Here is a 26575-nt window from a genome sequence, read left to right as displayed (position 1 = left end):
CCTCCTCTATGGCTGAAAAGCAAGTCTTCTGGTTTTTTACCCCAGAACCCTGTGTAGAAAAGTGAGCAAAAATGGTAAGTTTGCGATGATATTATTAACAATATGAATCGAATAAGAAGGATAGATACTCTTAGTATAACGTGTCAGCCAGGCATATAGACAACCCACTGCCGTATAGACAAAAATATCTGCGAGACTTGGCGAGCTAGAAAAGTGGGGCAAGGCAAATAAGAATGACGGAAAGAGAAGATCCAGCCCCCACCTCGAATTCTTAAAGAAGGCATGTTGAAGCAATCCCCTACATACCAATTCTTCCATCAGAGGTCCTAGTACGATTAAAGTTAGGTAAACACCGAACTCCGCAAAATTGGTCTCACTATAGGCAATAAACAAATTCCAACCTTCGTTCGTCCCCTGAACGTGTTTAGCTGTCAGATAGTTAAAGCAGATAAGCACAATGGCTACTAACACCGTCAGAATAGAATAGCTCAACCACTTTTTCCTAGGGATGCGAAAAAGATAAGCATGGCCCGACCTGACCAAAATCCAAACTATCAAGCAGATAAAGAGAAGGCTGATGATGTTTCGAATCCAGATAAGATTTCCTACCCAAGACGAGAACTCCCAATAATTGCTCCAAAATTGGGTTGTCCAAAACAGTCCGAAAAACAGAAACAAATAAGAAAGAATTGCACTCGCTTTGAAAAGAATAGGATGTTTTTTCATAGCTTTCTCCATTAAAATTAAATGATATCTAATCATTTTCTAAAATTTGATAACATTTGTGAAATGTTTTAGCAGAAACAACTCTATGATTGGTGATATCTATATAATCACCTGGATAACCGAGAACATACATCCCATAACCAGCGAATCCTCCTCCAACTGTTCCAACTAAACCAAACTTGATATTCGTTACGAGAGAAGTGTTAAGACCTGCCATTAAAATGCGCACATGATTATCCAACCAAACCATATAATTTTTTTGAAAAGCTTCCTCTACCCAACTTGGTTTAGGAGTTGCTTGACCAATTTCCCAAACATCAACAATTTGATTCCCATATTTTGCCTTCATATCTTCAATCCTTTTTAAATACCATTACATGAGTTTGGAGTTCCCCCTATACCATAAGGACTACATGGTTTTGAAAGATGTATAATAGACCACTTACCATTTAATTGCTCCAAAATTGGGTTATCTCAAACAGTCCGAAAAACAGAAACAAATAAGAAAGAATAGCACTCATTTTGAAAAGAATAGGATATTTTTTCATATGAATCCTCCCCACTATCTACAAGACAACAGCTAGCCTAATACCTCCCCTTGCTAGGATCTACTGCTGCAAGATTAAGAGGACAGTTTGCTCTTTTTAAGACTAATCCGACTGCTAGATAATAGATATATTAAAGCATTAAAGACAATGAAAATATGTCCATAGAATAAAATCAACCTCGCATCCAAACCAAGATAAAGTTTAATCATCACAAAGATAAGCAAAAGAATTTGAAACCATATCGTTTTCCTAAAAATAAATTTAAAACGGTTTTGAATGTCTGCCTCCTTGATTTGGACCGCAAACCCTTTATTGGTAAGAAGAAAAACTCCTGCTTCAAACAAGGCACTGTAAAGAACAAGCCACCCAATCGATTCATTAGAGATTTGTAAAAATGTCCCTAAAAGAATATTCAAAATACTACTCAAGAAAATAACAAGAAATAATCTATATTTCATTTTAAATACCTCCATTTACTTATTTCACGGACAGTTTAATAGAGCCTTCTAATCAAAAATTCTATTAGAAGAGGAAGGCAAACTACTTTTTATAATACTTCAAGCCCCAAATGAGTAGAAGCATAATAATCAAGCAGAGAATAGCGCCAATATAGGCAATTAGTTGTTGGTAAGATTCTCCTGCTGTGACACCTCTATACAAACAAATAATAGACATAAAACCTGTCAAGCCGATGAACATGAGTTGATTGGTTCTAGGACTAACCAAATCATCATCTTCAAACTTTCTTATCCTCATTTCTCTAGTGAGGTAAACAGTGACCAAAATAGAAGCCAAGTTAATAACCACTAAAAGAAATTGGAAAACCAAGGAAAAATTTAAAAACTGACGAGATAGAAATAGATAAGTAGAGACAAGCAAGGGCAACTGACCTAGGAACAATCTTGCAAGAAAGATGTTCCGTTTTTTAGCAAGAAAAGTTTTCATTTCTTTTCTCCTTTCTTTTTCATGATAGCCAAATAAATCATCACTGCAATCACATAGGCTATGGTATAGAATAGCTGATACCAAGCACTCTCCCTAAGCGGATATAGAAAGATGGACATGATCAGATACAAGATGAAAATGACAAATATTTTTTTCTTCATAAGATTTCCTCCTGAATGTTTGTTGAGCTAGAACCTTTACACTGCTAGTATAGCACTCATTTTGACCTTGGATCGCTCAAATCATAAATGGTCATCAAAACATCTTGAATTGTTAAAAATAAAAAAAGCAAGCATGAAAAACATACTTGCCCTGGGGGAACTTGACAATGTGAAAATACAAAATAGAGAACTACTCACCCTCACTTCCGTATGTTCTCATATATTCTCATAATCGCAACAAGGATAGCAGCTGTCCCACTTGCCAAAGCGATAAGAGTAATGATAATGTTGAGGATTTCAGGCGTACTCCCTATTCTGTTGATAAGACGGAGTAGGGATATAACTGTCAACTGAATCAGGAGGATTGATTCTACTCTTACCAATGAAGTCAGTCTGTTTTCAACTGCATATAAAAAGGCTGGTAGCAAAACACAGGCTATAGCAATCACAAACAGGTTGCTCCCCGTTTCTTCTCCCTTGTTCACCACGGAAATCATGAGAAGATTCGATGCTATAATCAACGTAGAACAGATGATAAAAAAGGATTTCTTATTCATATAGGATACCTTCCATACTATAGTATTTTAATTGATGACTACAGGCAGTACTTCTTTCCACAAATCTTCTAATCATCAACTGACATCGAGTGAACCGTTAAAACCTGACGAAAGACTTGATTTTGGCAGGTGGTATTTAGACTGGTATTGGGATGGCTTTCCACAATTTTCATGACGGTATAGAGACCAACTCCTCTCTCCTCCCCTTTAGAACTGGCTCCAAAGGAGAAGATTTCAGAAATATCTATTCTCTCTTCTTTGATGGAATTTTCTATGATGAAGGTCTCTTGTGCTCCATTTTTTAAAAAGGCGATTGAAACGTGAGGTTGACCAACCTCTACACTGGCTTCAATAGCATTGTCACAAAGGATAGACACAATAGTCAGAAAATCAAGCAGGCTCATCCCCTCTACCTGAATCTCCTCAGGAACTTCGACATTAAAGACAATCTTCTTATCTCTGGCTTTTAGAAATTTTCCCGCGAGGAGACTTTTGAGGGCACGGTCCCGAATATTCACCAATCGGCCTAGGTCATATTTGTTGTCCTGCAATTTTTCACTAGAATCCTTTAAGACGGAGTCGTAGACCTCTTTTATCTGCTCCATGTCCTCCTCTTCAATGCCCAGACGTAAGCTGGTTAAGAGGTTAGTGTAGTCATGGCGAAAGCTCCGGACTTCCTTGTAAAGTTCCTCTATATGCCGACTATAGCGTTCCATATCTCTGTAGCGCAAGGCCTGTTCTTGGTCCAATCTCTCATGGAGTTTGTCCTTCAAATAGGTATCCAATTTCTTAATAATTCCCATAAAAAAGAGCAAGTAAAAGACTAGGATGAGATGGCGAACAGTCGTTGATTGAATACCTTGTTCATATTCAAAGAAAGACAGACTTTGCATCACTAGATAATAAGCCCCCATTATCCAGTTAATCGTGGTCAGGGACTTTTGAAAACCTTTATCGAGAATCTCCTTTCTCAAGTTAGTGAAATCATAGTCCAACCATTTCAAAAAGACTAAAACTATGAAGCAAACGAATATCGTCATCAATAAAAAGATAGGATTGCTACCTTTATCTACAATTTCTTGTCCCCAAAATGGAAGCACAAAATAGGAGACCCCTCTATAAAAGAGATTCACCAATATCATTGGAAAGAGACCATAAAAGAAGAGGAGTTTTTTAGGAAGCCCTCTTAACAGTAAGAAAGACAAACCTATACCGTACAAGGGTTCCATAAAATAAGATAGATAATCATTTCCTACTATATAGCTAATCATTACAAAAACAACTGCCAAAAGTAGCTTAAAAAGAAAGGCCTTAAAAATTCTCTCAAAATTGAGACCAATTCCATCTACCTTAAAGAAAATAACAATTTTTAGCCCATTAGTAATAAGCGTATACAATAATATCCAAGCAATATTCATAAACTCTCCTAGCTCAATGCAAGTTATTGATAGCTTCAGATACTTCCCTGACCTTATAACGCGCGATTAGACAGCTTCCACCATTGGGAAAGAAAAGGAGTTTTTCTTTCTTATCCAAACGAACCACATTGGCAGGATTGATGAGAAATGAGCGGTGGCACTGCAAGAGACGGGGCTCCTGCTTGAAAACCTCCTCTAAACTCGCTGTAAATTCCAGCCTGTCTGTCTTGGTATAGAGAATAACACGATGGGCTCTGGGTGACGTTTCAAGATAATAAACCTCTTTAAAAGGATACTGGAATTGGGCAAATTTTGATTTAAAGTAAAAGCAATCTTCCGCCAGACTCTTACTGTCTTGACTATTGGCATAAAGGAGAGCTGTCTCGATACGAGATTCAAACTCCTCTGCTGACAAGGCCTTATCAATGTAGTCCAAAGCAGACACTTGGTAGCGAAAGGACAGGGGCATAAACTCTGAGTGAGTCGTCACAAAGACAATCAGGGCATAGGGGTCTCGATCCCGAATCTTTCTAGCCACTTCCAGCCCCTTCATCTCCTCATTTCGAATCTCAATATCCAAAAAGAATAGCTGATGGGCCCCCTTCTCATGCACTTCAGCCAGCAGTTGGTCTGACTTACCAAAGACTTCAAAAGAACTGGGAGTGATGTGATGTTCTTTCAAGAGTTTCTCAATCGTCGCTTCAATCCTAGTCTGTTGGGAAAAATCATCTTCTAAAACAAATATTCTCATCTTCTTACTCTCCTTGTTTCAATTTCTTCCTAAAAAGAGAATAGCAAAAATACTATGATACAAGCCCACCAAATCCTAAACAGGCCTTTAACGCTCCTGAAGGGTATCTTGTTCCTCAAATAAGCATGATAATCTTACAACTATTTTATCATAAAATTTTAACAGTACCGTTCAGGAAATTTCAAGGGCAATTAAAGATTTTATGGTGAAAAAGGAGACAAAAGTGATAAACTAACAGTATCAAAACACAGTTGCTAGAAACAAGACTAGCACCCAGATTAAAGGAGGAATTCTCATGACAGATACAGACCCTATCAAAAGAGCTCAGACTTTGATTACTGACTTAAACAAAGCCTATCAAGCATGCAAACAGGCAACAGCTGACGACGTCCGCTTTCAGGAGCAATTAAACTCTATTCTTGGCTTTCTAGCCAAGGCTGAGACTGTGGATAATCGCGTCTTGATTGAACTGGAAAAATTTTACCAGACTTCCAGTCTTCTCATGGGACTCAGCGCCCTCAATCCCGATGCTCCAACTCGCGCCGCTTGGCGGGCCTATGACCGTTTTCACTTTGACCAAGTCAAGACCAAGTTAAATCTCTACGGCCCAACCATTCTCTTGTAAAAAATAAAAGAAGCTGAGACAGATTGCACTCAACTTCTTTTTTAGTGTCATATAAGTACATGTTAGTCCTGCATCTGACGTTTGACCTGATAAGGTAAGTACAAGACTAGTAAAACCAAACCAGCACCCAGCAAGGCTAAAAGGGCCAGTTTTTCTTGGAAGGTCACAAGGCCTACAACTAATTCCACAACTAAGACAAAACTTGTCAATCCTCGAACTACCGCCTGCAAACCTTTTTCCTTTTGCCCCTTGTCCAGTGGAAAGAGTTGGGTCAAATACTGGTAGTCAAAGGCATGATAGAGGGCCAACAATTGGAAGAGCAAGAGGTAGTTAAAGAGAACTACCACTGCTGTCGCAATCCAAGCTTGCTCAATAAAGACCTGCGCCAGCAAGGAAAGTAAGAGCAGACGGAGACTGAGAGCAAAGAGGTCTCCATTTCGCAGATAAGAACGCAGATAGAGATTTTGCCAAATCTTCCCAGGCACCTTCTGAACAGCCTTTAGGATAAAGTCCAGATAGGCACGACGTTTGACGCTGTTTGAAATTCCCTTGACCTGCGTAAAGAGAGCAAAGAAACGAAGCAAGACTTGCTTACGCTTGCTTTCTTGGGAAATGACAAAGTCCCAGTCCAGTCCAGTTTCAGTAAAAAATTTGTTAGCTTTTTGACGAAAGAGCAGATATTTTCCTACCCCCAATAAAAGCACATAGACCAGAAAAACTAGCAAGCCATAACCCATCGCCAAAAATAAAGGAGCAAATAACAGCAAGAAAAGGGTCTGGACAAAGAGCCAAAAGACTAGGGAAATGCTAGTTTGACGCTTTAGATGGAGCTTGATTTCCTCTTCCCCAACCAAGAGAAAGAGCTTATCTGGTGCCTCCATATAAGTAGCAATTCCACCCCAAAGCAAAAGTAAAATAGAAGTAATTCCAACAAACAAAAGGATAGGCCAATGATTTTCAGGAAAATGTTGCAAGAGTTGACTGTACTGGTAGGCTAGAAATCCCAGCAGAACAAGCAGGAACAAGACAAAGTGGTCATTGAAAACATAGCGCAGATAACCAAGACACTCCTTACGAAAAGCCTGCTTTCTCTTTAAAAACAAGTCTTTCATAGGTCCTCCTCTTTGGTCAGAGCCAAGTAAATATCATTCAAACTAGCCTCAGGCATGTTAAAGGCTTCGCGCAGTTGCAGGAGATTTCCCTTAGCACGCACCTCTCCCTTGTGGAGAATGACAAAGGCATCACACATCTTCTCCGCCGAATCCAGAACGTGGGTACTCATGAGAATGGACTTGCCCTTTTGCTTTTCCACTTCCAAAAGCTGAATCAAGTCCGCAATCGCCAGCGGATCAAGACCAAGGAAAGGCTCATCCACGATAAAGAGACTTGGATCCACCACAAAAGCACAGATAATCATAACCTTCTGCTTCATCCCTTTTGAAAAATGAACAGGGAACCAGTCTAATTTCTGGTCCAGACGAAACATTTTTAACAAGGGTTCTACTCGTTCAAAAGCCACTTTTTGCTCGATACCATAAGCCATAGCAACCGTTTCGATATGCTCTCTGAGGGTTAATTCCTCATACAGACTGGGTGTCTCAGGAATGTAACCAATCTGTTTGCGGTAGTTGGTCGCATCTTCTTGCAGGGTCAAGCCATTGATATTGATAGATCCGTTATAAGGTGTCAACAGACCGATAATTTCATTGATGGTCGTCGATTTCCCAGCACCATTGAGACCGATCAAACCGACTAACTGCCCACTTTCAACTGTAAAGGACACATCTTTCAAGACAGGGACATGGACATAGCCACCTGTCAGGTTTTTAATTTCTAACATATTTTCTCCAAATCTGGTATAATGTAGCTATATTATATCAAAATTCAATACAGTAGAGGTAGATTTTATGTCAGATTGCATTTTTTGTAAAATCATCGCAGGGGAAATTCCTGCATCAAAAGTATATGAAGATGAGCAGGTTCTTGCCTTTCTTGATATCTCTCAAGTAACGCCTGGGCACACCTTGGTCGTACCAAAAGAGCACTATCGCAATCTTTTAGAAATGGACGTTACGAGCGCCAGCCAACTCTTTGCCCAAGTACCAACAATTGCTCAAAAAGTCATGAAAGCTACCAAGGCTACTGGCATGAATATCATTGCCAACTGTGAAGAAATCGCAGGTCAAACAGTATTTCACACCCACGTTCACCTCGTGCCTCGCTACAGTACCGACGATGACCTCAAGATTGATTTTATCACCCACGAACCAGACTTTGACAAACTCGCTCAAGTCGCTGAAACTATCAAAAACGCCTAAGGAGTTGCCATGAAATTATCTAATCTACTGCTATTTGCAGGAGCTGCAGCCGGAAGTTATCTGGTCACAAAAAATCGCCAAACCATCACAGATGAAGTCTTGAATACCACTGACCGCGTTCAAGCTATCAAGGACGATGTGGATATTATCCAAAACAGCCTGCAAATCATCGACCAGCAAAAAGAACTCATCAAGGAATACCAAGAAGACCTCACCTACAAGTTTAAGGTCTTGGAAAAAGATATCCAGACTAGACTAGCTGTGATAAAAGAAACACAGGAAATCGAAGATAAGTAAAAAGAGCCATGAACTTTCCTTAAATCTATTTTAGGTTGTCAGGGTCAAACAAAAAGAGGAATGAAAATGAAACAGTTTTTTAAAATTCTGGCTAAGATCATCCTAATCCCTTGTGGTTGCCTTAGCCTTCTTGCAGTCCTAGCATTTCTACTACTGTTCTTTGCTTTCAGAGCCTCACCGAGTGACATCCGAAAAGGGAACGAAGACTTAAAACAAATCTTTACCTCCCTTGACATGCCTCCTAAGAAAGTAAATTCAAATGGAAGGTATCAATTCGAGGGTGGGGGCTTAAATTTTTATGTTACTTTCTCAGATGAGGTCATCAATAGTCACCCTGTCCTAAAAGAAAGTCCAAAACTCACCAAAAACCGACTCGAAGTCTATGTCCTACAGACTGGAGAGATTTCATACTATAAAGTAGGGGATAACTTGTTCAATCATGGTTTATTGCAATTTTTAGAGAAGGAAAGTAGGAATTATTTACAAGAAATCGGAAAGAAACCAAATCCTGATTACTCAGTTCTATATTGGAAAGATCAGGAAAGTCTAAAAAAAGGAATCGCATTCTATGAAAAGGCCTTGACTTTAGTGGATATTCAGGATAATTCGGCAATCAATCATATTGATACCATTACTATTAAGCCTGGTAAGGAAGCGGAAATCAAGCAACTCATCCAAGATATGGATGCAGCTGGCTTACTCAAGCAAAAGTATAAATAATAGGCTAACTGGAAAATGATTTTTCGACGCTAAATTTTCAAAGATAACACAAAAGAGCCAATTGGCTCTTTTTAGTTTATTCTCCATCAAAGGCATCTTTAATATGGTCAAAGAAGCCCTTTTTCTTTGGATTGACTTTTAAATCACCAGCAGCTGCGAATTCTTTAAGCGCTGCTTTTTGGCGGTCGTTCAAGCCTGTCGGTGTTACGACATTGACAGTAACGTATTGGTCACCAACTGCACCGCCACGAAGACTCGGAGCTCCTTTGCCACGTAGACGGAATTTCTTACCAGTCTGAGTTCCCTCTGGGATAACCAATTCAACATCACCGTGAACCGTTGGGATATCAACTGTATCACCAAGAGCTGCTTGGACAAAGTTGAGGTTGAGATTGTAGAAGATAGTGGTTCCTTCACGTTCAAACTTGTCGCTGGCTTCCACAGAAACCACTACATACAAGTCACCATAAGGTCCACCGTTAAAGCCTGCTTCACCCTGACCTGCTAGGCGAATTTGTTGACCGGTTTCCACACCAGCAGGGATTTTCACATGTACACTATGAGCTTGTTTCTCATGACCAGTTCCGTGACAGGTTGTACATGGATCTTTGATTTCTTTTCCGCGACCGTGACAGACATCACAGGTTACTTGGCGACGCATCATACCAAGCGGAGTCTGCGTATCGACATTAATGACACCAGCGCCATGACAGCGGCCACAAGTGACTGGACTTGTTCCTGGCTTAGCCCCTGATCCATTACATGTACGGCATCCAGCTTCTCGGTTGTACTTAACTTCCTTCTCTGTACCGAAGATAGCTTCTTCAAAGGTCAAGTTCACACGATACTGAAGGTCATCCCCTTGACGAGGAGCATTTGGATTGCGTGAAGCACCGCCTCCGCCGAAGAAACTTGAGAAGATATCTTCAAAACCACCGAAGCCTCCTGCCCCATCGAAACCGCCGAAACCACCAGCTCCACCAAAACCACCGTTGGCTCCAGCAGCACCGTATTGGTCATAGGCCGCACGTTTTTGGTCGTCACTCAAAGTCTCATAGGCTTCCTGAACTTCCTTGTACTTTTCCTCAGCACCAGGCTCCTTGTTGATATCTGGGTGGTATTTCTTCGAAAGCTTACGATAAGCCTTTTTGATCTCGTCTGCCGAAGCGTTTTTTGACACCCCCAGACGATCATAAAATTCAGTATTGTTCATAATTCAAGATACAAAGGGCGTCAAACGGACACAGCCAAAATAGGTTTTTTGACGACGGACGCTTGCGTCCTAGAAAAAACTATCTTTTTGGCACAGTCCGTAGCCCGTGTTCAATTCCCTGAACACCCTTATTCCTTTCTGTTATTGTTGCGGAACGAAACCTCGATTTAGGTCGGGTTCAATTCCTTTCTGTTATATTGAGTAAGAAATTTGGGAACCCGTGTTCAATTCCCTGAACACCCTTGTTCCTTTCTATAATTTTCATGTAAATCTTTAGAAGCTGTTTTCTATACTTCGCTTCACTTGATCAAACTCTTCGTCTGATAGAGTAAATAACAAATCCTCTTCAGCGTACTCGTTTTTTTCTTTAAAATAGTTGTGCGTATTCTTTGCCAACCCTAAACTTAGAATCACTTTTCTTGCAAACTCTTGATGTGCAAAACCAATTGCCGTAATAATTTGTTTATCTTGCACAAGAACTTTCGGTTGAAAATTCTCACGTGGAAGAAATTCAAAATAGTCAAAGAAGTTTTGCCAAATTCCACCTGTAAATTTCGTCTCGTTCAACAAACCTGCTTTCGCCAATAAAAGAGGCGCTGAAGAAATAGCTGCAATTAAGACATCTTGCTCATCAAGACTTCTCAAAAATGAGATCAATTTCTCATCCTGTAGAGCAGGCCCTATATTTACCATTCCTGGCAAAATCACACAAGAATAATCTTCTATACGGATTTGATCCAATGTTTTCGTCGGTTGACAGGGCAAACCATCCTCAGAGACCACCATCGAATTCTCAGAAGCTACATAATCAATCGTGATATCAAAAGACAGAGCTAAAGTACTTGTTAAAGTGGTTATCTCATAAAGAGAAAAATTAGGATAAATGATACAAAGTACTTTTTTCATACGCAACATCCTCTATTTTATCGAAAAACAGAGGCTGGGTTGCAACCTCTGGATTTCTTCTTATCATTACGACGTTCGAGTTTTAAAAATCAAACTAGTAATGCTAAATTGAGCACGCCCTAACCTCTTGGTGAAAAAGATAAATCTTTCTAGAAACTAAAGTTTCTGCGTCAGATTTCCTATTTTCACTGTGAGGTTTTAACGGGCTTTGCATCTTATTTTTCAGTAAACTCTCCGTCCACGACGTCATCGCCTGCGTTTCCTGTTGCTTGTGCACCTTCTGCTCCTGCTTGAGCTTGTTGAGCTGCTGCGGCTTGTTCGTAGAGTTTAACAGCAAGTCCTTGAGCTTTTTCGTTCAATGCTTCAAGTTTTGCTTTCATGTCGTCCAAGTTGTTGTCTTCTTGAGCTTTTTTAAGATCATCAAGGGCAGCTTGGGCAGCGTCACGTTCTGCATCGAAGCCTTTGCCTTCAGTTTCCTTGATTGTCTTTTCAGTTGCGAAGATTGCTTGGTCTACTTCGTTACGAAGGTCAACTTCTTCTTTACGTTTCTTATCTGCTTCAGCATTAGCTTCTGCATCTTTCATCATGCGGTCGATTTCTTCGTCAGTCAAACCTGAGTTAGATTGGATCACAATAGTTTGTTCTTTTTGAGTTCCAAGATCTTTAGCCTTAACAGACACGATACCGTTCTTATCGATATCAAATGTTACTTCGATTTGAGGAATTCCACGAGGTGCAGCTGGAATATCTGTCAATTGGAAGCGTCCAAGAGTCTTGTTATCTGCTGCCATTGGGCGTTCACCTTGAAGAACGTGGATATCAACGGCTGGTTGGTTATCTGCTGCAGTTGAGAAGACTTGTGATTTAGATGTTGGAATTGTTGTGTTACGGTCGATGAGTTTTGTGAAGACACCACCCATTGTTTCGATACCAAGTGACAATGGTGTTACGTCAAGAAGGACAACATCTTTGACATCACCAGTGATCACACCACCTTGGATGGCAGCACCCATAGCAACTACTTCGTCAGGGTTTACTGATTTGTTTGGTTCTTTACCAGTTTCAGCCTTAACAGCTTCTACAACGGCTGGGATACGAGTTGAACCACCAACAAGGATAACTTCGTCGATTTCTGACAAGCTCAAACCTGCATCTGAAAGGGCTTGACGAACTGGAACTTTTGTACGTTCTACAAGGTCACGAGTCAAATCATCGAATTTCGCACGAGTCAAGGTCATTTCCAAGTGAAGAGGTCCAGCTTCACCAGCAGTGATAAATGGCAAGCTGATTTGTGTTGAAGTTACACCAGAAAGGTCTTTCTTCGCTTTTTCAGCTGCATCTTTCAAACGTTGCATTGCCATCTTGTCAGTAGACAAGTCAATACCGTTTTCTTTCTTGAATTCTGCTACCAAGTGGTCGATGATTTTTTGGTCAAAGTCGTCACCACCAAGTTTGTTATCCCCTGCAGTTGACAATACATCAAAGACACCGTCACCCAATTCAAGGATAGATACGTCGAATGTACCACCACCAAGGTCGAATACCAAGATTTTTTCTTCTTTATCAGTCTTGTCCAAACCGTAAGCAAGAGCGGCTGCTGTTGGTTCGTTGACGATACGTTCTACTTCAAGACCAGCGATTTTACCAGCGTCTTTTGTTGCTTGACGTTGAGCATCGTTGAAGTAAGCTGGAACTGTGATAACTGCTTTGGTTACTTTTTCGCCAAGGTAGTCTTCAGCGTAGCCTTTCAAGTATTGAAGAATCATAGCTGAGATTTCTTGTGGAGTGTATTCTTTTCCGTTTGCAGAAACTTTTTCAGAAGTTCCCATTTTAGATTTGATAGAGATGACTGTATCTGGATTTGTAACTGCTTGACGTTTTGCAGCATCACCAACGATGATTTCGCCGTTTTTGAATGAGACTACAGATGGAGTTGTGCGGTTTCCTTCTGGGTTTGCGATGATTTTGCTTTCAGTTCCTTCAAGAACTGCTACTGCTGAGTTTGTTGTACCTAAGTCAATACCGATAATTTTAGACATGTGTTTTTCTCCTTGTTAGTTAATTTTCTGTTTTTGATATTCCCCTTAAGTGGTGGGGACGTGAGCAACTCCCTACGGGATTTCATCACTTATTTTTGAGCCTACTGTCTCAAAAATCCCCTGTTTCAGTAGCAAAAGCTACTGAAACTTTCACCACGATGGGAAATATCTTCCTTGCAAGCCTCCGGCTTGCCTCTTATCTTTCTTCATAGTTTATTGTCGTTTCGGACAAGGTTTCTATTATATATGTTGCAACCGTCAGAATTGCCTAATCGAACACGCCCTAAGCTCTGGGTAAAAAAGATAGATTTCCTTGTGTTCATCGAACACTTCGTCAATCTCCTATTTTTACTGTGAGCTTTTTACGGGCTTTGTATCTTAGTTGTACACCACTACCATTGCTGGGCGTAGGATGCGGTCATGGAGCTTGTAGCCTTTTTGGAAGACTTGGGCGATGGTATCTGCTGGGTGTTCATCGTCTGCTGGGAGAGTTTGGATGGCCATATGGTAGTTATGGTCAAATTCGCCGTCAGCTGCGATTTCTTCGATTCCCTCTTCCTTCAAAGCGTGAATCAAGCTTTCTTGCACCATCTCCAAGCCCTTCTTCACATCATCTGTCAAACCTTTAACTGCGAGTGCACGCTCAAGGTTGTCCAAAGAAGGGAGAATTGCTTTTGCCAAGTCCTGGCTACGATAACGTTGCAAGTTTTGACGCTCTTCATTGGCACGGCGTTGGATATTTTGCATTTCTGCATGAGCGCGAAGGTATTTGTTTTCGAACTCATCTGCACGTTCATTTGCCAAGTCCAATTCAGACTTCTCAGGAGTTGTTTCTTCTACCGTTTCCACAACTTCCTCTTCTTGGACTTCTTCTAATTCTTCATTTTTTATATCTTGGGCCATTTTCGCCTCCTTTAATGATTTCAATCTTAATGTACTTCGTAATGATTACTGCTGAGGTAGCGGTAAAAATCTGTCAACTTCATGGTCAAAACACGGTTGACCACATTGACTTGGTTGATTAGCTGTTGGTAATCCAGATTGACTGGACCCATAATCGCTAGAATTCCAACTCCCCGATAAGGAATGAGGAACTTGCTACTAATCACCGCTAGGTCAGCTAGACAGGACTCTTGACTGTCTGCAACACGGACATTTTGCATCTGATCCTCATGCAGCCCCTCACGAATCTCCAAGGCCACCTTTTGCGGTTGGTCAAAGAACTGATAAGCTGCCAGATTGGCAAAATTCAAGAGATTAACCTTGCCGGCCACCACAATGTTTTCGTTGAACATTTCCTTAAAGATATGTTCAAAGAGATCGATCACATTGTCCGTTGTTGTGAAGTAACGCTGGATAATCTGCGGAATCTCAGTCCGAATCTTGTAGTGAATATCTAGAACGGTGTGGCCGAGGAAACGTTCCTGAATGATGCTCTTCAATTTCAGCAAATCCTCCTGCAAGAAGTTCCTTGGGATCAGAAACTGACTGGTAACCGTTCGAGACTCGTCTAGGGTGAATACTGCTAAGGCTGTATGTTGCCCCAAAACAACGATATCAAAGGCTGTCAAACGTTGCCTGCTCGGCTCAACATCCAATGCCACTACCGTACAGCCACTCAGGTCTGTCAGTAGATTAGCAGCTTCTTGTAGAATATCCTCTAGCTTGAAAAATTCCTGATCAAAGGCTTTGACAATTTCATATACCTCATTTTCAGCCAGTCGGTCAAAATCCAGTGAGTGTTTTACATAGTACTGAAAACCAGCAACACTTGGCATCCGACCGCTTGAAGTATGAGCCTTCTCAAGCAAACCTTGCTTTTCTAGAGCCGCCATGTCATTACGAATGGTTGCGCTGCTAGAGTTAATAGACTCTTGCAAAGCTTTGGATCCGACAGGTTCGTGCGTTTTGGTAAAGATGTCAATAATCAGATTTAAAATATCCTGCTGACGCTCTGTAACCATCTCATCACTCCTCTCTGTCTGATCGATTAGCACTCGATACGCTCAAGTGCTAACTTATGATTCTATTATACATCCTTAAAAGAGAATGTCAAGATAAAAACTCAAAAAATTAGCACTCTTTTATCAAGAGTGCTAAAAATCAGTCTAAAGACCTAGAATCCTACCTTCCATCTACTCGGTATTTACTTTTTAGTCTGAAATAACCATAGATTAGATAAGAAATCATAAAGGCATATAGAGCAAAAATGACAAAGAAAGATTGCGACAGTTCTTCTCTAAACGAACTCATACAAACAACAAGACCACCTGAGAAAGCAACTGTACATGAACGAAGTCTATTTCGCATAACTTCCCATCTGAGCCCCTTACTCATATAGACTTGATCCTCCGGAAGTAAATCAGAAGACGATTTACGAAGAATCGAACAAGAACCTGCTCCCATCAATTCCCAACCTCTATTTCTAAAATCTTGCAGTTCATGCTTATATTTTTTAAGAAATCTAGAATCATAGATACAGTAGATGACATCGTCTGGTTGACATTGGTCAAAATAGAACAAACCAAAACGACTCGTTCTATACCTCCAACCTTTCAAGTGCATCTCATGTAAATATTCTTCTTTCTTATCCTCATCAAGAATCGTAAAAATCCGAAATTGTAGTTTGCTTTTCATCATCGCACCTCCAAATTAGAAAACATGCATGGTTTTATTTATCAGATAATTCTTTCCACTTTTGAAACAATCTCCAAAAAATATAAGAAATCTGAATCGCATGAACTATCAATAAAACACCATCTATTATAACAATCAAAAACATTTCCCAACTGAAAGAACTGCCTCCAGCGACAAACTTTGAGAAAACCGGTAGTAGAGCTAAAAAGAGAAGCAAAATAGGAAGCATCCGCCTCGTTAAAATCCGTTTGACCATAGCTAACTTCCCGGCCGCGTCATTATAAATTTCAAACTCAGCATCCGACTCAATTCCAGAATGAAGCTTTCTAAAGTAGGAAAACCCATTAAAGTCTGTAATATGCTCCCAACCACAATCTTTAAATAGTTGTAAATAGGAGGCTCTATCGGATTTTCTCATGGGATAAAAGTCCAACTGATAAGACACCTGCTCCGGTTGGCACTTTTCAAAAGTATACTTAACCGCAACTACTAAGTTAGAGTAGGTTACTTCTTTGAGTTTCCAGCCCTCAGCATGCATTTTTCTAAGATACAAAGCCTCTCTATCATAATCCGCAATGGTAGCAATTCTATAAACAACCTTCTTTTCCATCATCTTTCCTCCAGACTGTTTCTATAGAGCCGTTCAATACGCTTCAATTCAATATCTAAGACTTTTCGTCCCAAGTCTGTGATCTGATAGATTTTCCGTTTTTCCTCTTCACGGACAAAGGAAATCAAACCATCCTTTTCCATTTTTGACAAGGTTCCATACATAGTCCCAGGACTAATCGAAATTTGAGAATCTGTCATCTCCTTGACCTTTTGCGTAATACTATAACCATGACCTTCCTTTTGCAGACAGAACAAGATATAAAAGCCCGTTTCCGTCATCGGAAGATAAACTCGACGAATCTTATCCGTTAATTCCATTTATAACCATCTCCTATTCAGTTCGATATATCGCACTTCGTTATATAAAATATATCACACCTCGATATAAAACACAAGAAAAAAGATCACCCACAGGCAATCTTTCTTCTATATTAGTAAAGGTCTAAATAATTATCAATTTCCCATTGTGAAACGAAGGTTGCATAACTTGCCCATTCGATTCGTTTAGCTTCAAGGAAACTAGTATAGATATGTTCTCCAAGAGCTGCTCTGACAACCTCATCTTCTGTCAAAGCTTTCAAAGCGTTGTGAAGGGTTGATGGAAGGTCTGTAATACCAGCTTCCTTGCGCTCTTCTGCTGTCATGATGTAGATATTTTCTTCGATAGGAGCTGGTGCTTCGATTTTGTTTTCAATACCATGCAAACCAACTTCCAACAGAACAGCCATAGCAATGTAAGGGTTCGCCATTGGATCCACTGAACGCAACTCAAGACGAGTTCCCATACCACGTGAAGCAGGTACGCGCACAAGTGGCGAACGGTTACGACCAGCCCAAGCAATGTAAACAGGCGCTTCATAACCTGGAACCAAACGTTTGTATGAGTTAACTGTTGGGTTCATGATGGCAGTATAGTTATAGGCATGCTTAATCAAACCACCGAGGAAATGGTAGGCCGTTTCTGACAACTGCATTCCTTTTGGATCATTTGGATCAAAGAAGGCATTGTTTCCTTCTGCATCAAACAAGGACATATTACAGTGCATACCTGATCCAGCAATACCAAATTTTGGTTTTGCCATAAAGGTTGCGTAAAGACCATGTTTGCGAGCAATGGTTTTAACAACAAGTTTAAAGATTTGAATCTTATCACAAGCACGGAGAACTTCATCGTACTTAAAGTCAATCTCATGCTGTCCAACCGCAACCTCGTGGTGACTCGCTTCTACTTCAAATCCCATTTTGGTTAAGACATTGACAATCTCACGACGTGTGTTGTCTGCAAGGTCAGTAGGTGCCAAATCAAAGTAACCACCCTTGTCATTTACTTCAAGTGTTGGATCCCCATTTTCATCCAGTTTAAATAGGAAGAATTCTGGCTCTGGTCCAAGATTGAAGGACTTGAATCCCACTTCTTCCATGTGACGAAGAGCACGTTTCAAATTGCCACGAGGGTCGCCTGCAAATGGTTCACCTTCTGTTGTATAGACATCACAGATCAAACCTGCAACACTTCCATTTTCATCTCCCCACGGGAAGACTGTCCATGTATCCAAGTCTGGGTACAAGTACATATCTGACTCATTGATACGTACAAAACCTTCAATAGAAGATCCATCAAACATAGCCTTATTTGACAAGACCTTATCTAATTGTTCATCTGTAGCAGGAATTTCGACGTTCTTCATCGTTCCCAAAATATCTGAGAACATGAGACGAATAAAGGTAACATTTTTTTCCTTGACTTCACGACGAATATCTGCAGCTGTGATTGGCATGAGTTTTCTCCTTAATGTATGACTACTTGCGGTTGTCTAACCGCGACCAAAAGGTGACCGTACTGAAGCAAAGCGACCCTGTTGGAGGAGTTCATTATGAAGTGCACGACGCACCTCAGTCTGACTCACCGCTTTCTTGGATTTCGCTTCACGTTCAGCATATTTTTTCTTAATGGCAGCGATATTATAACCTTCAGAGATATAATCTTTGATTTCAAGCAGACGATCCATGTCATTCAAGGAATACATGCGACGGTTCCCTTCGTTTCGATCAGGCTTAATCAACTCTTGATCTTCATAATAACGAATCTGACGCGCCGATAGATCGGTCAACTTCATAACACTGCCGATAGGAAAAACAGCCATATTTCGGCGAAATTCTTTTTCCTTCATTTACAATTTCCTTCTTTCTGTCTATTATAGTCTAAAAAAAGACAAACGTCAATTGATAATGTTATAAAATGTAACATTATTTTTCTTTTTTCTCTAAAAAGAGCCGAATACGATCAATATCGTAATTTACGAGAATTGCGACAAAAACTCCCATGAAAGTTTCTGATACACGCGCAAATACGTACAAAATTGTCTCTCCACTCGGAATCGATAGGGTAATGATTAACATAGCTGCTACACCACCAATAACCCCTGCTTTGTTATTCATGGCTACATTTGTCATAATGGTTAACATGGTGCAGATTGGAACAACAACCAAGGTCACCCAAAAGGCTTCGTGGAAAAAGGTATTTAATAGGAAGAAGACCAGGGCATAGAGGCCACCGATACTATTTCCTAGAATACGCGAAGTCCCAAAATGGACACTCTTATCAAAACTCTCCCTCAGGCTAAAAACAGCTGTCAAAGCACCGATTTGAAGACCTTTCCAACCAAAAAAGCCAAAAATCAAGAGAACTAGAAAAACAGCAATACCTGTTTTAAAGGTTCGCATACCAAGTTTGAACTGGGATTTATCGAATTTATATTTTTTAAAATAACTCATAATCTCAACTTTCTATTTCCATTTTATCATAAATCGGTGATTTTTATGAGTAATAGTTGAGAGGAAGCGTTTTTATTTTAAGCAAAAGAAAAGAGGAACTTTCATCCCTCTCTTCTTTGATTTATTTATAAAATCTTATTTTTCTGTCAAGGCTGCAAGTCCTGGAAGAACTTTACCTTCAAGGAGTTCCATTGAAGCACCACCACCGCGTCACAAATACCTACACTAACACAAAAAGGTGACATAGCCACCTTTTTGTTAACGTTTCAGTTTTGTTCCTTTTTCTACAAAATCAGGATTTTGTAGAGACTAACGGGCTGAAATTATTTTTCTGTAAGTGCAGCCAAACCTGGCAATACTTTACCTTCGAGAAGTTCCATTGAAGCACCTCCGCCCGTACTAATCCATGAGAATTTGTCTGCACGGCCAAGGTTAATCGCTGCGGCAGCTGAGTCACCACCACCGATGATTGATTTAACGCCTGGTTGTTTCACGATAGCGTCCATCACACCGATTGTTCCAGCTTGGAAGTCAGGGTTTTCAAATACACCCATAGGTCCGTTCCATACAACTGTTTTGGCACCAGTCAAAGCTTCGTCAAATTTAGCGATAGATTTTGGACCGATGTCAAGACCAAGGAAGCCTTCAGAAACTGCTTCACCTTCAGTGTCACGCACTTCAGTGTAACCAGCAAAGGCGTTAGCTTCTTTTGAGTCAACTGGCAAGATCAATTTACCGTTTGCTTTTTCAAGAAGAGCTTTCGCAACATCCAATTTGTCTTCTTCTACAAGTGAGTTACCGATTTCGATACCTTGTGCTTTGTAGAATGTGTAAGTCATACCACCACCGATAAGGACTTTATCAGCTTTTTCAAGCAAGTTTTCGATAACACCGATCTTGTCTGAAACTTTTGAACCACCAAGGATAGCCACAAATGGACGTTCTGGAGCTTCAACTGCTTCTTGGATGTAGGCAATTTCGTTTTCAAGAAGGAAACCAGCAACTGCTTTTTCAACGTTTGCTGAGATACCAACGTTAGATGCGTGTGCACGGTGAGCTGTACCGAATGCATCGTTTACGAAGATACCATCTCCAAGTGATGCCCAGTATTTACCAAGTTCAGGATCGTTTTTAGATTCTTTTTTGCCATCAACATCTTCGTAACGAGTGTTTTCAACCAAGAGAACTTGTCCATCTTCAAGAGCGTTGATTGCCGCTTCCAATTCAGCACCACGAGTGACACCTGGAAGGAAAGCAACGTCTTGACCCAATTTAGCTGCCAAGTCAGCAGCTACAGGAGCAAGTGATTTACCAGCTTTGTCTGCTTCTTCTTTTACACGGCCAAGGTGAGAGAAGAGGATAGCACGTCCACCTTGTTCAAGGATGTACTTGATAGTTGGAAGAGCTGCAGTGATACGGTTGTCGTTGGTAATCACGCCATCTTTTACAGGTACGTTGAAGTCAACACGAACGAGAACTTTTTTCCCTTTCAATTCAACGTCTTTAACAGTCAATTTTGCCATTAGATATGACTCCTTCTTTTTTTATACGTGTTAATTATATCACAAAATCAGCAAAAGAGATAGAAAAACCCTAAACTTTTCCAGTTCTTTCTTGCAACGAAAACTAGCATTTCTGAAAATCAAAACTAGAAAAACCTTTCCAAATCACTAAGTAATACAAGAAAAACTAGTTAATCCATCTCATTCTTCCACTGATTTTTACTAGTTAAAACGAGGTTTGACTAATCTGCAGTCAAACCTCGTTTTTAGTTATTATGAGGAAATGCAAGAATCCTAAATCGATTCGTTTTCTCTCTTCTTTCCAGCAAGTAGGCCATAGCCACTCATCACTCCGAGGAGTCCTAGTGCCACTAGACTAGCATCTCTTGTTACTCCAGTATTTGGAAGTTCTTTACCTACTTTTTCATTTGTCGGTGTTGCTAAAAGAGCTTGACCTGTTTTTTGAGAGTCTTGCTCTTCTTTCGTTCCAATTTCAACAATTTCTGGAAGAGCTTCCTTGAGAACTTCTGTTGTACGAAGGGTACGATTGCCTTGGCTATCTACTTCAATCAAGCGACGAATTTGTCCTTCTTCTCCAGCTTGAACAATACGACGTTGACCTTTGAGAAGCTCTGAGTTTGGACGTTCTTGACGTTCAAAGGATACTGCAATTTTTTCAACTTCTAGTTTCGGAGTTTCTAGAACCAGGTCTTTTACTCCTTCTGCTGGTTGATTGCTTGATAGAACTTTTGTACCTACTTCGGTAATCTCTGGAACAGCTTCCTTGAGAACTTCTGTTGAACGAAGGATACGATTGCCTTGGGAATCTACTTCTACTAGATGACGAACTTGACCTTCTTCTCCAGCTTGCACAATACGACGTTGACCTTTGAGAAGTTCTGAGTTTGGATGTTCTTGACGTTCAAAGGATACTGCAACTTCTTCAACTTCTAGTTTCGGAGTTTCCAGAACTAAATCTTTAACTCCTTCAGCTGGTTGATTACTTGAAAGAACTTTTGTACCTACTTCGGTAATCTCTGGAACAGCTTCCTTGAGAACTTCAGTCGAACGAAGGGTGCGTTTACCTTGGACAACTACTTCTACTAGACGACGAATTTGCCCTTCTTCTCCTTTTTGGACAAGTTGACGTTGACCTTTAAGAAGGTTCACATTTGGTCGCTCTTGACGTTCGAAGACCACTGTATCCTCTTCAATTTCTAGTTTCGGAGTTTCTAGAACCAGGTCTTTTACTCCTTCTGCTGGTTGATTACTTGAAAAGACTTTGGTTCCAACTTCTACGATTTTAGGGGTTGCTTCTTTCAAAACTTCTGTAGCGCGAAGCGTACGATTGCCTTGAGCATCTACTTCTACTAGACGACGAATCTGCCCTTCTTCTCCTTTTTGGACAAGTTGACGTTGACCTTTAAGAAGGTTCGCATTTGGTCGCTCTTGACGCTCATAGGCTGTTGTTTCAGTTTCAACAACTAATTCAGGGAGGACCTCAACTGTTGGGGCTACTTCACTTGGATCCATGCTACCAACATGATGACTTTCTTCTGCAGGAGCTAGTTTCTTATTCAGCTTTTCTTTCATGTCCGCAAAAGCTTGTGGAGTTGGCATCTCTGAAGCCAACAAAGTTTCTGCTTGTTCAATCAACTCAACTTTAGGATCTTTTTCACGGATAGATTCGAGCAAACCTTCCAATTCTTCTCTAGCTGTCTGATAACGTTGATTTCCATCCAAGTCTGTCCCTGCTTGTTTCAACTCATTCAAAGCCCGGTTGACTTCTTCTTGACTGGCATCATGGTTTTCTGCAACAGCTTTAGCTGTATTGAGTTTCTCTACTAGTACAGCTTGTTTGTCCTCACTTGAGAAGGTATAGGCAAGGGTTGACTGACGGCCTTGGGCAGCAGTGATTTCTTGTTTAAGGTATTCATCATTAACTGCAGCCTTTGGAGAAACCAAGACATCAAACTCAGCCGTGTGCCCCTTGTAATGCAGGGTCAAGGTCTGGCGTCCAGTCTTCTGAGCATCGTAGCCCTTGATTTCAACACCTTCATCAGTAAAGCTGTAAGTCTCTTCTGTCTCGTCATCATAGAGAACACCAAAGCGACCTTCAGAGAGATCCAGTTGATCTCCTACTAGATAGTCTATTTTTGGTTTCTTAGTAATATACAAGCCCGCTACTTCTTTTGGTTTTCCTTCATCCTGTCCTGTCACTTGGACTTTAAGATCACCTGACACTGGTAAACCAAGGTATTGCAGTGTTAGGTTTTGTTCCCCTTTTTGATGAGCGTCGTATCCAGATACCGTCACACCTGAGTGAGTAAGGTTAATCAGCTCGTCGGCTTGTCCCCCTTCGTATTGAACACGGAGTGTTCCGCCTCTGAGGTCCAGTTTTTCTCCTTCTTTATAAACTATCTTTTTAGGTCCTTTTTCAAGGCTAACTGCAGCAATTTTTCTCTCATCCTGTGGAATCGCTACTGCCAAGGTGTTACTGATTTCTTTGCCAGGTAGTTGGGTACGATAGTATAGGAGAGTTGGTTGCTTATCAAAGCCCAATGGAGTTGTTGCCAAGTCACCACCAGTTTCAGTCTTCAAGGTTGCAATTGGTGTTTGTGAATCAGCCTTGTCGTAAACGGTGATGGTTGCGCCTGCCAGAACATCAGAGAAGCCTAGTTGAACTTGGTGGTTTCCAAGTGAACGAGCAGCTACCTTAGCCATTGGAATATTTTGACTTTCTGTGTCCAAGGCTTCGTACATCTTCCAGTTGTAGATACGAATGGCCTTCCAAGGTGTTCCGTTATCAGATGTAATGACATGCAAACGCCAGTCTTGGGCAGTAATTGGTTTGTCAAGAGTGATATCCGTAACGTGCGCTTTATTACCACGGACTTCCTTAGCCAACTTCCATTGACCATCCGCATCTTTATAATAAAGGTCAAAGTCTTTGGTGTTCATCAAACCGTCGTTTACAGATTCTCCACCAGCTCCCGCATGATCCATCACCCATCTGACAACTGTACGTGGCTGAGTCAAACGAATATCGACACTACCGCTCAATTGTCCTGAAGACCACTTGTCTGAAAGACTGGTAATGGTACCGTTCAACATACCTTCAATACCTTCTCCACCTTCGGTATTCGGGAAAGTGCTACCGATAACCGTTGCCCCTGGAACAATATTTTCAGCCAAAGGTCTTGGGAGAGTCGTATCCTGAACAGTCATGCCCCAGTTAAAGGATGTCGTCGCAGCTTCTGAACGAAGGCCATTTTTACCAACTGCAACAACTTTCAATTCTTGCGTCGTACCAGTCGCATTAGCAGAGCGGCTAACTTTTGGCAAGTAGATGGTTGAAGCAGATGAACCTGTCAACAAACGCCAGTTATCCCCATCTTTTTCGTAGACTTCATAGAAATCCGCATCTTGATTACCCGCAAACTGGACCACTGCTTCAGCTTCTTGGGCATTTTTAAGAGATTGTTTCACCACAGAAAGTCCTGTAGGCGCTTGTGGTGCTTGGTGATTGTCTGAAATTGTTAATTGACCTAGGTTAAACTGATAATCTTTTACAGCTCCTTCATGCTCGAAGAAGAGTTTGACTGCATAGATGGTTTTACCTGCTAGTGAGCTGAGATCAAATTCTTCATTTGTCCAGTTGTCAGAAAGGGTTAGCTCTTTCCATGCATCTGCATCATCGAATTTGTAGTCTGGAGTTGTAGAGAAGGCCATATAAACTTTCGAGCCTTTTCCTCCCTTGTGGGCAACACGAAGTTTGGTTTTCTCAGTTACTTCTAACTTAGTAGAATACAAATTCACATCCTGGTCCGTCTTACCAGCTACATTACCTGAGAATTTAAGGGAATTTCCGCCATTGTAGGCATCTGTAAAATCATATTCTGCACGAAGTTTTTCCCCTGTTGAAGTCTGCCACCAGCGCCATGTTGGCAAGACACCTGAAACAGAACGGTAGTTCCACTCAGAATCCTTAGAAACCTTTCCGTCTACAAACCACTTTCTACCATGGCCTGTATTAAAGGAGGTAGTGAAGGTCCGGCCTACTGCTGGTGTGCGGTCTGCAACTAAATTAGCAATCCCATACCACTCTTTGTCCGCTGGTTTTTGAGCTGTCGGATCTCCTTGGTAACCTGTGAAGAAGATATCTTCGTTTTTATGGTAATCTTCACCTGTTTTTCCTAGACTGGTAATTGTATCTGGTGCAAAGAGTCCAAGTGACAAACGTAACTTGCCTTTTTCATCTAAGAGGGCATCCCATTTAACTTTTGTCTTATAAGAACCACCTTGTTGCAATTCCAATCCTGCAAAGACATCATATTGGCTACGTTCCAGCCATTTTGCCATTTCTACAGAGTGGTCATTCTTTTCCTTATTCCAGTTGAAATTGGCAAAGAATTGATCCGCAGGGACCTTGTCACCTTCTTTTTGCATGAACTGGTAGTTGTAATCACCTAGACCATCTTCGTGGTAACGACCATATTTATAGGTCATGGCATCGTACCAAGCATACTTGATTGGATGGTTGACTTTTGCCGCATATTCTTTTGTATAGAGCATGAATTGACGCATTTTTTCACCAAGTGGCGTTACTAAGTCACCTGTTGTTTCTTGGTTGATAAAATACCCATCAAAGCCATAGTACTTAGCAAGGTCGACAAGTTTTCGTGCAATAGGGAAGGTTCCATCCTCATCTTGTTTCAAAGCAGCAACAAATTTCTCTTGGTCAGCAATACTGTTGGACCAGTTGAAGAAAAGTGTTCCATAAACGGGAACTCCGTTACGATGCCCTGCATCAATGACATCTGGAGTTGGGACTAGACCTTCCCAGAAGACCATTGAATCCAAGTATTGCCAGTAGTCAAAGGCGTAGGCTTTGAATTCTTCTCCACCAACAGAAGCGTGATCTTTAGCCTTTGAGTTGGTATTTGCTAGCGCCTGAACCTTGGCTCTTCTACTTGCTTTTTCATTCACCAACTGACCTCTATGGCGCTTAGCTAGTTCAACTGAGGAACGATTGATGGGATCATCCTCACGCGCACCCGGTTCCCATTTCAACAAATCCTCCCAAGAATTAAATTTGATTTCCTTTGGTTTTAATGTTTTTTCTGTATTTTTAGGGACATCTGGCTGGACTTCTTTTTCAGTCTTATTAGCTTCTGCTGCTGGCTTAGACTCATCCCCTTGGCTAGTTCCTTCAGGCTTTGCTTCTGTTTCCTTGTCAGACTTAGGTTTTGCTTCTGCAGATGGTGTTTCCGCAGCCACCTCACTTGCTTTTTCCTCTGGTTTAGCTGCGCTTACTGCCTCTGCAGTTTCAGTAGTTGCAGCTTCATTGCTTGCTGGCGAAGCAGTTTCAGATGCTGTCGCTACTCCTTCTGCCTTTTCTGGCTTATTTTCTCTAGCATGTTCTCCTTCATGCTGCTTGTCAGCTTCATTAGTTGGATGCTCACTCTCTCCTGAAACAAGCTCTGTATTGGCTCCGCTATTTTCAGGAACTGCAGTTTCTTCTGCCAAGGCTGGACCAGCAAATAAAACAGCACCAATCATTAGCGAGCAGGCTCCTACTGATAACTTACGAATACTGTAACGACAACGTCTTTCAAAAAATGGATTCTTCATTTTCTCCTCCTAAAAGATTGATTTTGCTACATAAAAGAAAGCGCTTAACTTTCTTTATAAAATTTTTATCCCAATCACAGGGACCAAGATAATTCCTCCCTCATTTTAAAATATTTCTTTTAAATGTCAATATATAAAAGGAAATACCTATATCTAGGTTAGAAATTGGTAAAATTAATATAATCAAGGCC

27 protein-coding genes and 1 pseudogene are annotated in these 26575 nt (G+C 40.8%); 4 read left to right on the top strand and 24 right to left on the bottom strand.

The window, feature by feature from the left end:
* Positions 1-36: 36 nt before the first annotated feature.
* From SK578_RS02100 to SK578_RS02065, 9 genes and pseudogenes are all read right to left on the bottom strand, one after another.
* Positions 37-726, bottom strand: a complete 690-nt coding sequence (locus SK578_RS02100) for a CPBP family intramembrane glutamic endopeptidase (RefSeq protein WP_042750198.1) — start codon at positions 724-726, stop codon at positions 37-39.
* Positions 727-754: 28 nt separating this feature from the next.
* A complete protein-coding gene (locus SK578_RS02095) occupies positions 755-1075 on the bottom strand; it encodes a hypothetical protein (protein WP_042750197.1) in 321 nt (106 codons plus the stop codon).
* 14 nt (positions 1076-1089) lie between these two features.
* A pseudogene (locus SK578_RS11155) lies at positions 1090-1197 on the bottom strand (ComC/BlpC family peptide pheromone/bacteriocin); the annotation flags it as partial.
* 151 nt (positions 1198-1348) lie between these two features.
* Entirely contained in the window at positions 1349-1732 is a 384-nt protein-coding gene (locus tag SK578_RS02090; protein WP_042750195.1) for a hypothetical protein, read from the bottom strand.
* A gap of 82 nt (positions 1733-1814) precedes the next feature.
* Positions 1815-2219, bottom strand: coding sequence for a hypothetical protein (locus SK578_RS02085; RefSeq protein ID WP_020903123.1), 405 nt, complete (start codon positions 2217-2219; stop codon positions 1815-1817).
* Entirely contained in the window at positions 2216-2380 is a 165-nt protein-coding gene (locus tag SK578_RS11000; RefSeq protein ID WP_042750194.1) for a hypothetical protein, read from the bottom strand. Before SK578_RS11000 ends, SK578_RS02085 begins: the two co-directional genes overlap by 4 nt.
* Positions 2381-2580: 200 nt before the next feature.
* Positions 2581-2937: a hypothetical protein gene (locus tag SK578_RS02075; RefSeq protein WP_042750192.1), complete on the bottom strand. Its 357-nt coding sequence runs from the start codon at positions 2935-2937 to the stop codon at positions 2581-2583.
* 68 nt (positions 2938-3005) lie between these two features.
* The gene (locus tag SK578_RS02070) at positions 3006-4355 is read right to left on the bottom strand and encodes a sensor histidine kinase (RefSeq protein ID WP_042750190.1); all 1350 of its coding nucleotides are present in this window, start codon (positions 4353-4355) and stop codon (positions 3006-3008) included.
* 13 nt (positions 4356-4368) lie between these two features.
* Positions 4369-5106: a response regulator transcription factor gene (locus SK578_RS02065; RefSeq protein ID WP_042750188.1), complete on the bottom strand. Its 738-nt coding sequence runs from the start codon at positions 5104-5106 to the stop codon at positions 4369-4371.
* A gap of 295 nt (positions 5107-5401) precedes the next feature.
* Here SK578_RS02065 and SK578_RS02060 point away from each other — a divergent pair, with 295 nt between their 5' ends.
* Positions 5402-5731, top strand: a complete 330-nt coding sequence (locus tag SK578_RS02060) for a hypothetical protein (RefSeq protein ID WP_042750186.1) — start codon at positions 5402-5404, stop codon at positions 5729-5731.
* A gap of 62 nt (positions 5732-5793) precedes the next feature.
* Here the strand turns inward: SK578_RS02060 and SK578_RS02055 are convergent, their stop codons facing one another.
* Together SK578_RS02055 and SK578_RS02050 are read right to left on the bottom strand one after the other, a co-directional pair.
* Positions 5794-6843, bottom strand: coding sequence for an ABC transporter permease (locus tag SK578_RS02055; protein ID WP_042750185.1), 1050 nt, complete (start codon positions 6841-6843; stop codon positions 5794-5796).
* Positions 6840-7571, bottom strand: a complete 732-nt coding sequence (locus tag SK578_RS02050) for an ABC transporter ATP-binding protein (protein WP_042750183.1) — start codon at positions 7569-7571, stop codon at positions 6840-6842. Before SK578_RS02050 ends, SK578_RS02055 begins: the two co-directional genes overlap by 4 nt.
* Positions 7572-7638: 67 nt before the next feature.
* On the opposite strand from SK578_RS02050, the gene SK578_RS02045 reads away from it, so the two are divergent.
* Genes SK578_RS02045 through SK578_RS02035 form a run of 3 tightly spaced genes read left to right on the top strand, consistent with a single transcriptional unit; the run spans position 7639 to position 9066 of the window.
* Positions 7639-8049: an HIT family protein gene (locus SK578_RS02045; protein WP_042750181.1), complete on the top strand. Its 411-nt coding sequence runs from the start codon at positions 7639-7641 to the stop codon at positions 8047-8049.
* A 9-nt stretch (positions 8050-8058) separates the two neighbouring features.
* On the top strand, positions 8059-8346 hold the full coding sequence (locus tag SK578_RS02040) for a hypothetical protein (RefSeq protein ID WP_000777754.1): 288 nt from the start codon (positions 8059-8061) through the stop codon (positions 8344-8346).
* 60 nt (positions 8347-8406) lie between these two features.
* Positions 8407-9066 (top strand): hypothetical protein, encoded by a 660-nt coding sequence (locus tag SK578_RS02035; RefSeq protein ID WP_042750179.1) that lies wholly within the window; start codon positions 8407-8409, stop codon positions 9064-9066.
* 76 nt (positions 9067-9142) lie between these two features.
* Here the strand turns inward: SK578_RS02035 and dnaJ are convergent, their stop codons facing one another.
* The 13 genes from dnaJ to SK578_RS01970 form a co-directional block, all read right to left on the bottom strand.
* On the bottom strand, positions 9143-10279 hold the full coding sequence (dnaJ, locus tag SK578_RS02030; protein WP_042750178.1) for a molecular chaperone DnaJ: 1137 nt from the start codon (positions 10277-10279) through the stop codon (positions 9143-9145).
* A gap of 273 nt (positions 10280-10552) precedes the next feature.
* Entirely contained in the window at positions 10553-11185 is a 633-nt protein-coding gene (locus tag SK578_RS02025; RefSeq protein WP_042750176.1) for a DJ-1/PfpI family protein, read from the bottom strand.
* 215 nt (positions 11186-11400) lie between these two features.
* Complete coding sequence (gene dnaK, locus SK578_RS02020; protein WP_000034661.1) at positions 11401-13224, bottom strand: molecular chaperone DnaK; 1824 nt, start codon at positions 13222-13224, stop codon at positions 11401-11403.
* Positions 13225-13602: 378 nt separating this feature from the next.
* Complete coding sequence (grpE, locus tag SK578_RS02015) at positions 13603-14127, bottom strand: nucleotide exchange factor GrpE (protein WP_042750174.1); 525 nt, start codon at positions 14125-14127, stop codon at positions 13603-13605.
* A 26-nt stretch (positions 14128-14153) separates the two neighbouring features.
* Complete coding sequence (gene hrcA / locus SK578_RS02010) at positions 14154-15188, bottom strand: heat-inducible transcriptional repressor HrcA (RefSeq protein ID WP_042750173.1); 1035 nt, start codon at positions 15186-15188, stop codon at positions 14154-14156.
* A 160-nt stretch (positions 15189-15348) separates the two neighbouring features.
* Positions 15349-15861: a DUF2812 domain-containing protein gene (locus SK578_RS02005; protein ID WP_042750170.1), complete on the bottom strand. Its 513-nt coding sequence runs from the start codon at positions 15859-15861 to the stop codon at positions 15349-15351.
* Positions 15862-15895: 34 nt separating this feature from the next.
* The gene (locus SK578_RS11405; protein WP_042750248.1) at positions 15896-16471 is read right to left on the bottom strand and encodes a DUF2812 domain-containing protein; all 576 of its coding nucleotides are present in this window, start codon (positions 16469-16471) and stop codon (positions 15896-15898) included.
* A complete protein-coding gene (locus tag SK578_RS01995; RefSeq protein WP_042750169.1) occupies positions 16471-16791 on the bottom strand; it encodes a PadR family transcriptional regulator in 321 nt (106 codons plus the stop codon). The genes SK578_RS11405 and SK578_RS01995 overlap by 1 nt, the downstream gene beginning before the upstream one ends.
* A 113-nt stretch (positions 16792-16904) precedes the next feature.
* Positions 16905-18251, bottom strand: a complete 1347-nt coding sequence (gene glnA, locus SK578_RS01990) for a type I glutamate--ammonia ligase (RefSeq protein WP_001122886.1) — start codon at positions 18249-18251, stop codon at positions 16905-16907.
* A 36-nt stretch (positions 18252-18287) separates the two neighbouring features.
* Positions 18288-18644 (bottom strand): transcriptional repressor GlnR, encoded by a 357-nt coding sequence (glnR, locus tag SK578_RS01985; protein WP_000659548.1) that lies wholly within the window; start codon positions 18642-18644, stop codon positions 18288-18290.
* A 76-nt stretch (positions 18645-18720) separates the two neighbouring features.
* Positions 18721-19248, bottom strand: a complete 528-nt coding sequence (locus tag SK578_RS01980; protein ID WP_000119915.1) for an FUSC family protein — start codon at positions 19246-19248, stop codon at positions 18721-18723.
* Positions 19249-19571: 323 nt separating this feature from the next.
* A complete protein-coding gene (locus SK578_RS01975) occupies positions 19572-20771 on the bottom strand; it encodes a phosphoglycerate kinase (protein WP_042750167.1) in 1200 nt (399 codons plus the stop codon).
* A gap of 273 nt (positions 20772-21044) precedes the next feature.
* Positions 21045-26384: an endo-beta-N-acetylglucosaminidase gene (locus SK578_RS01970; protein WP_042750164.1), complete on the bottom strand. Its 5340-nt coding sequence runs from the start codon at positions 26382-26384 to the stop codon at positions 21045-21047.
* Positions 26385-26575: the final 191 nt, after the last annotated feature.

It is taken from the genome of Streptococcus mitis, from assembly GCF_000722755.1.
Lineage (GTDB): Bacteria > Bacillota > Bacilli > Lactobacillales > Streptococcaceae > Streptococcus > Streptococcus mitis_CM.
Note: the sequence above shows the minus strand (reverse complement) of the source record. Positions and strands in the feature narration are given on the sequence as shown.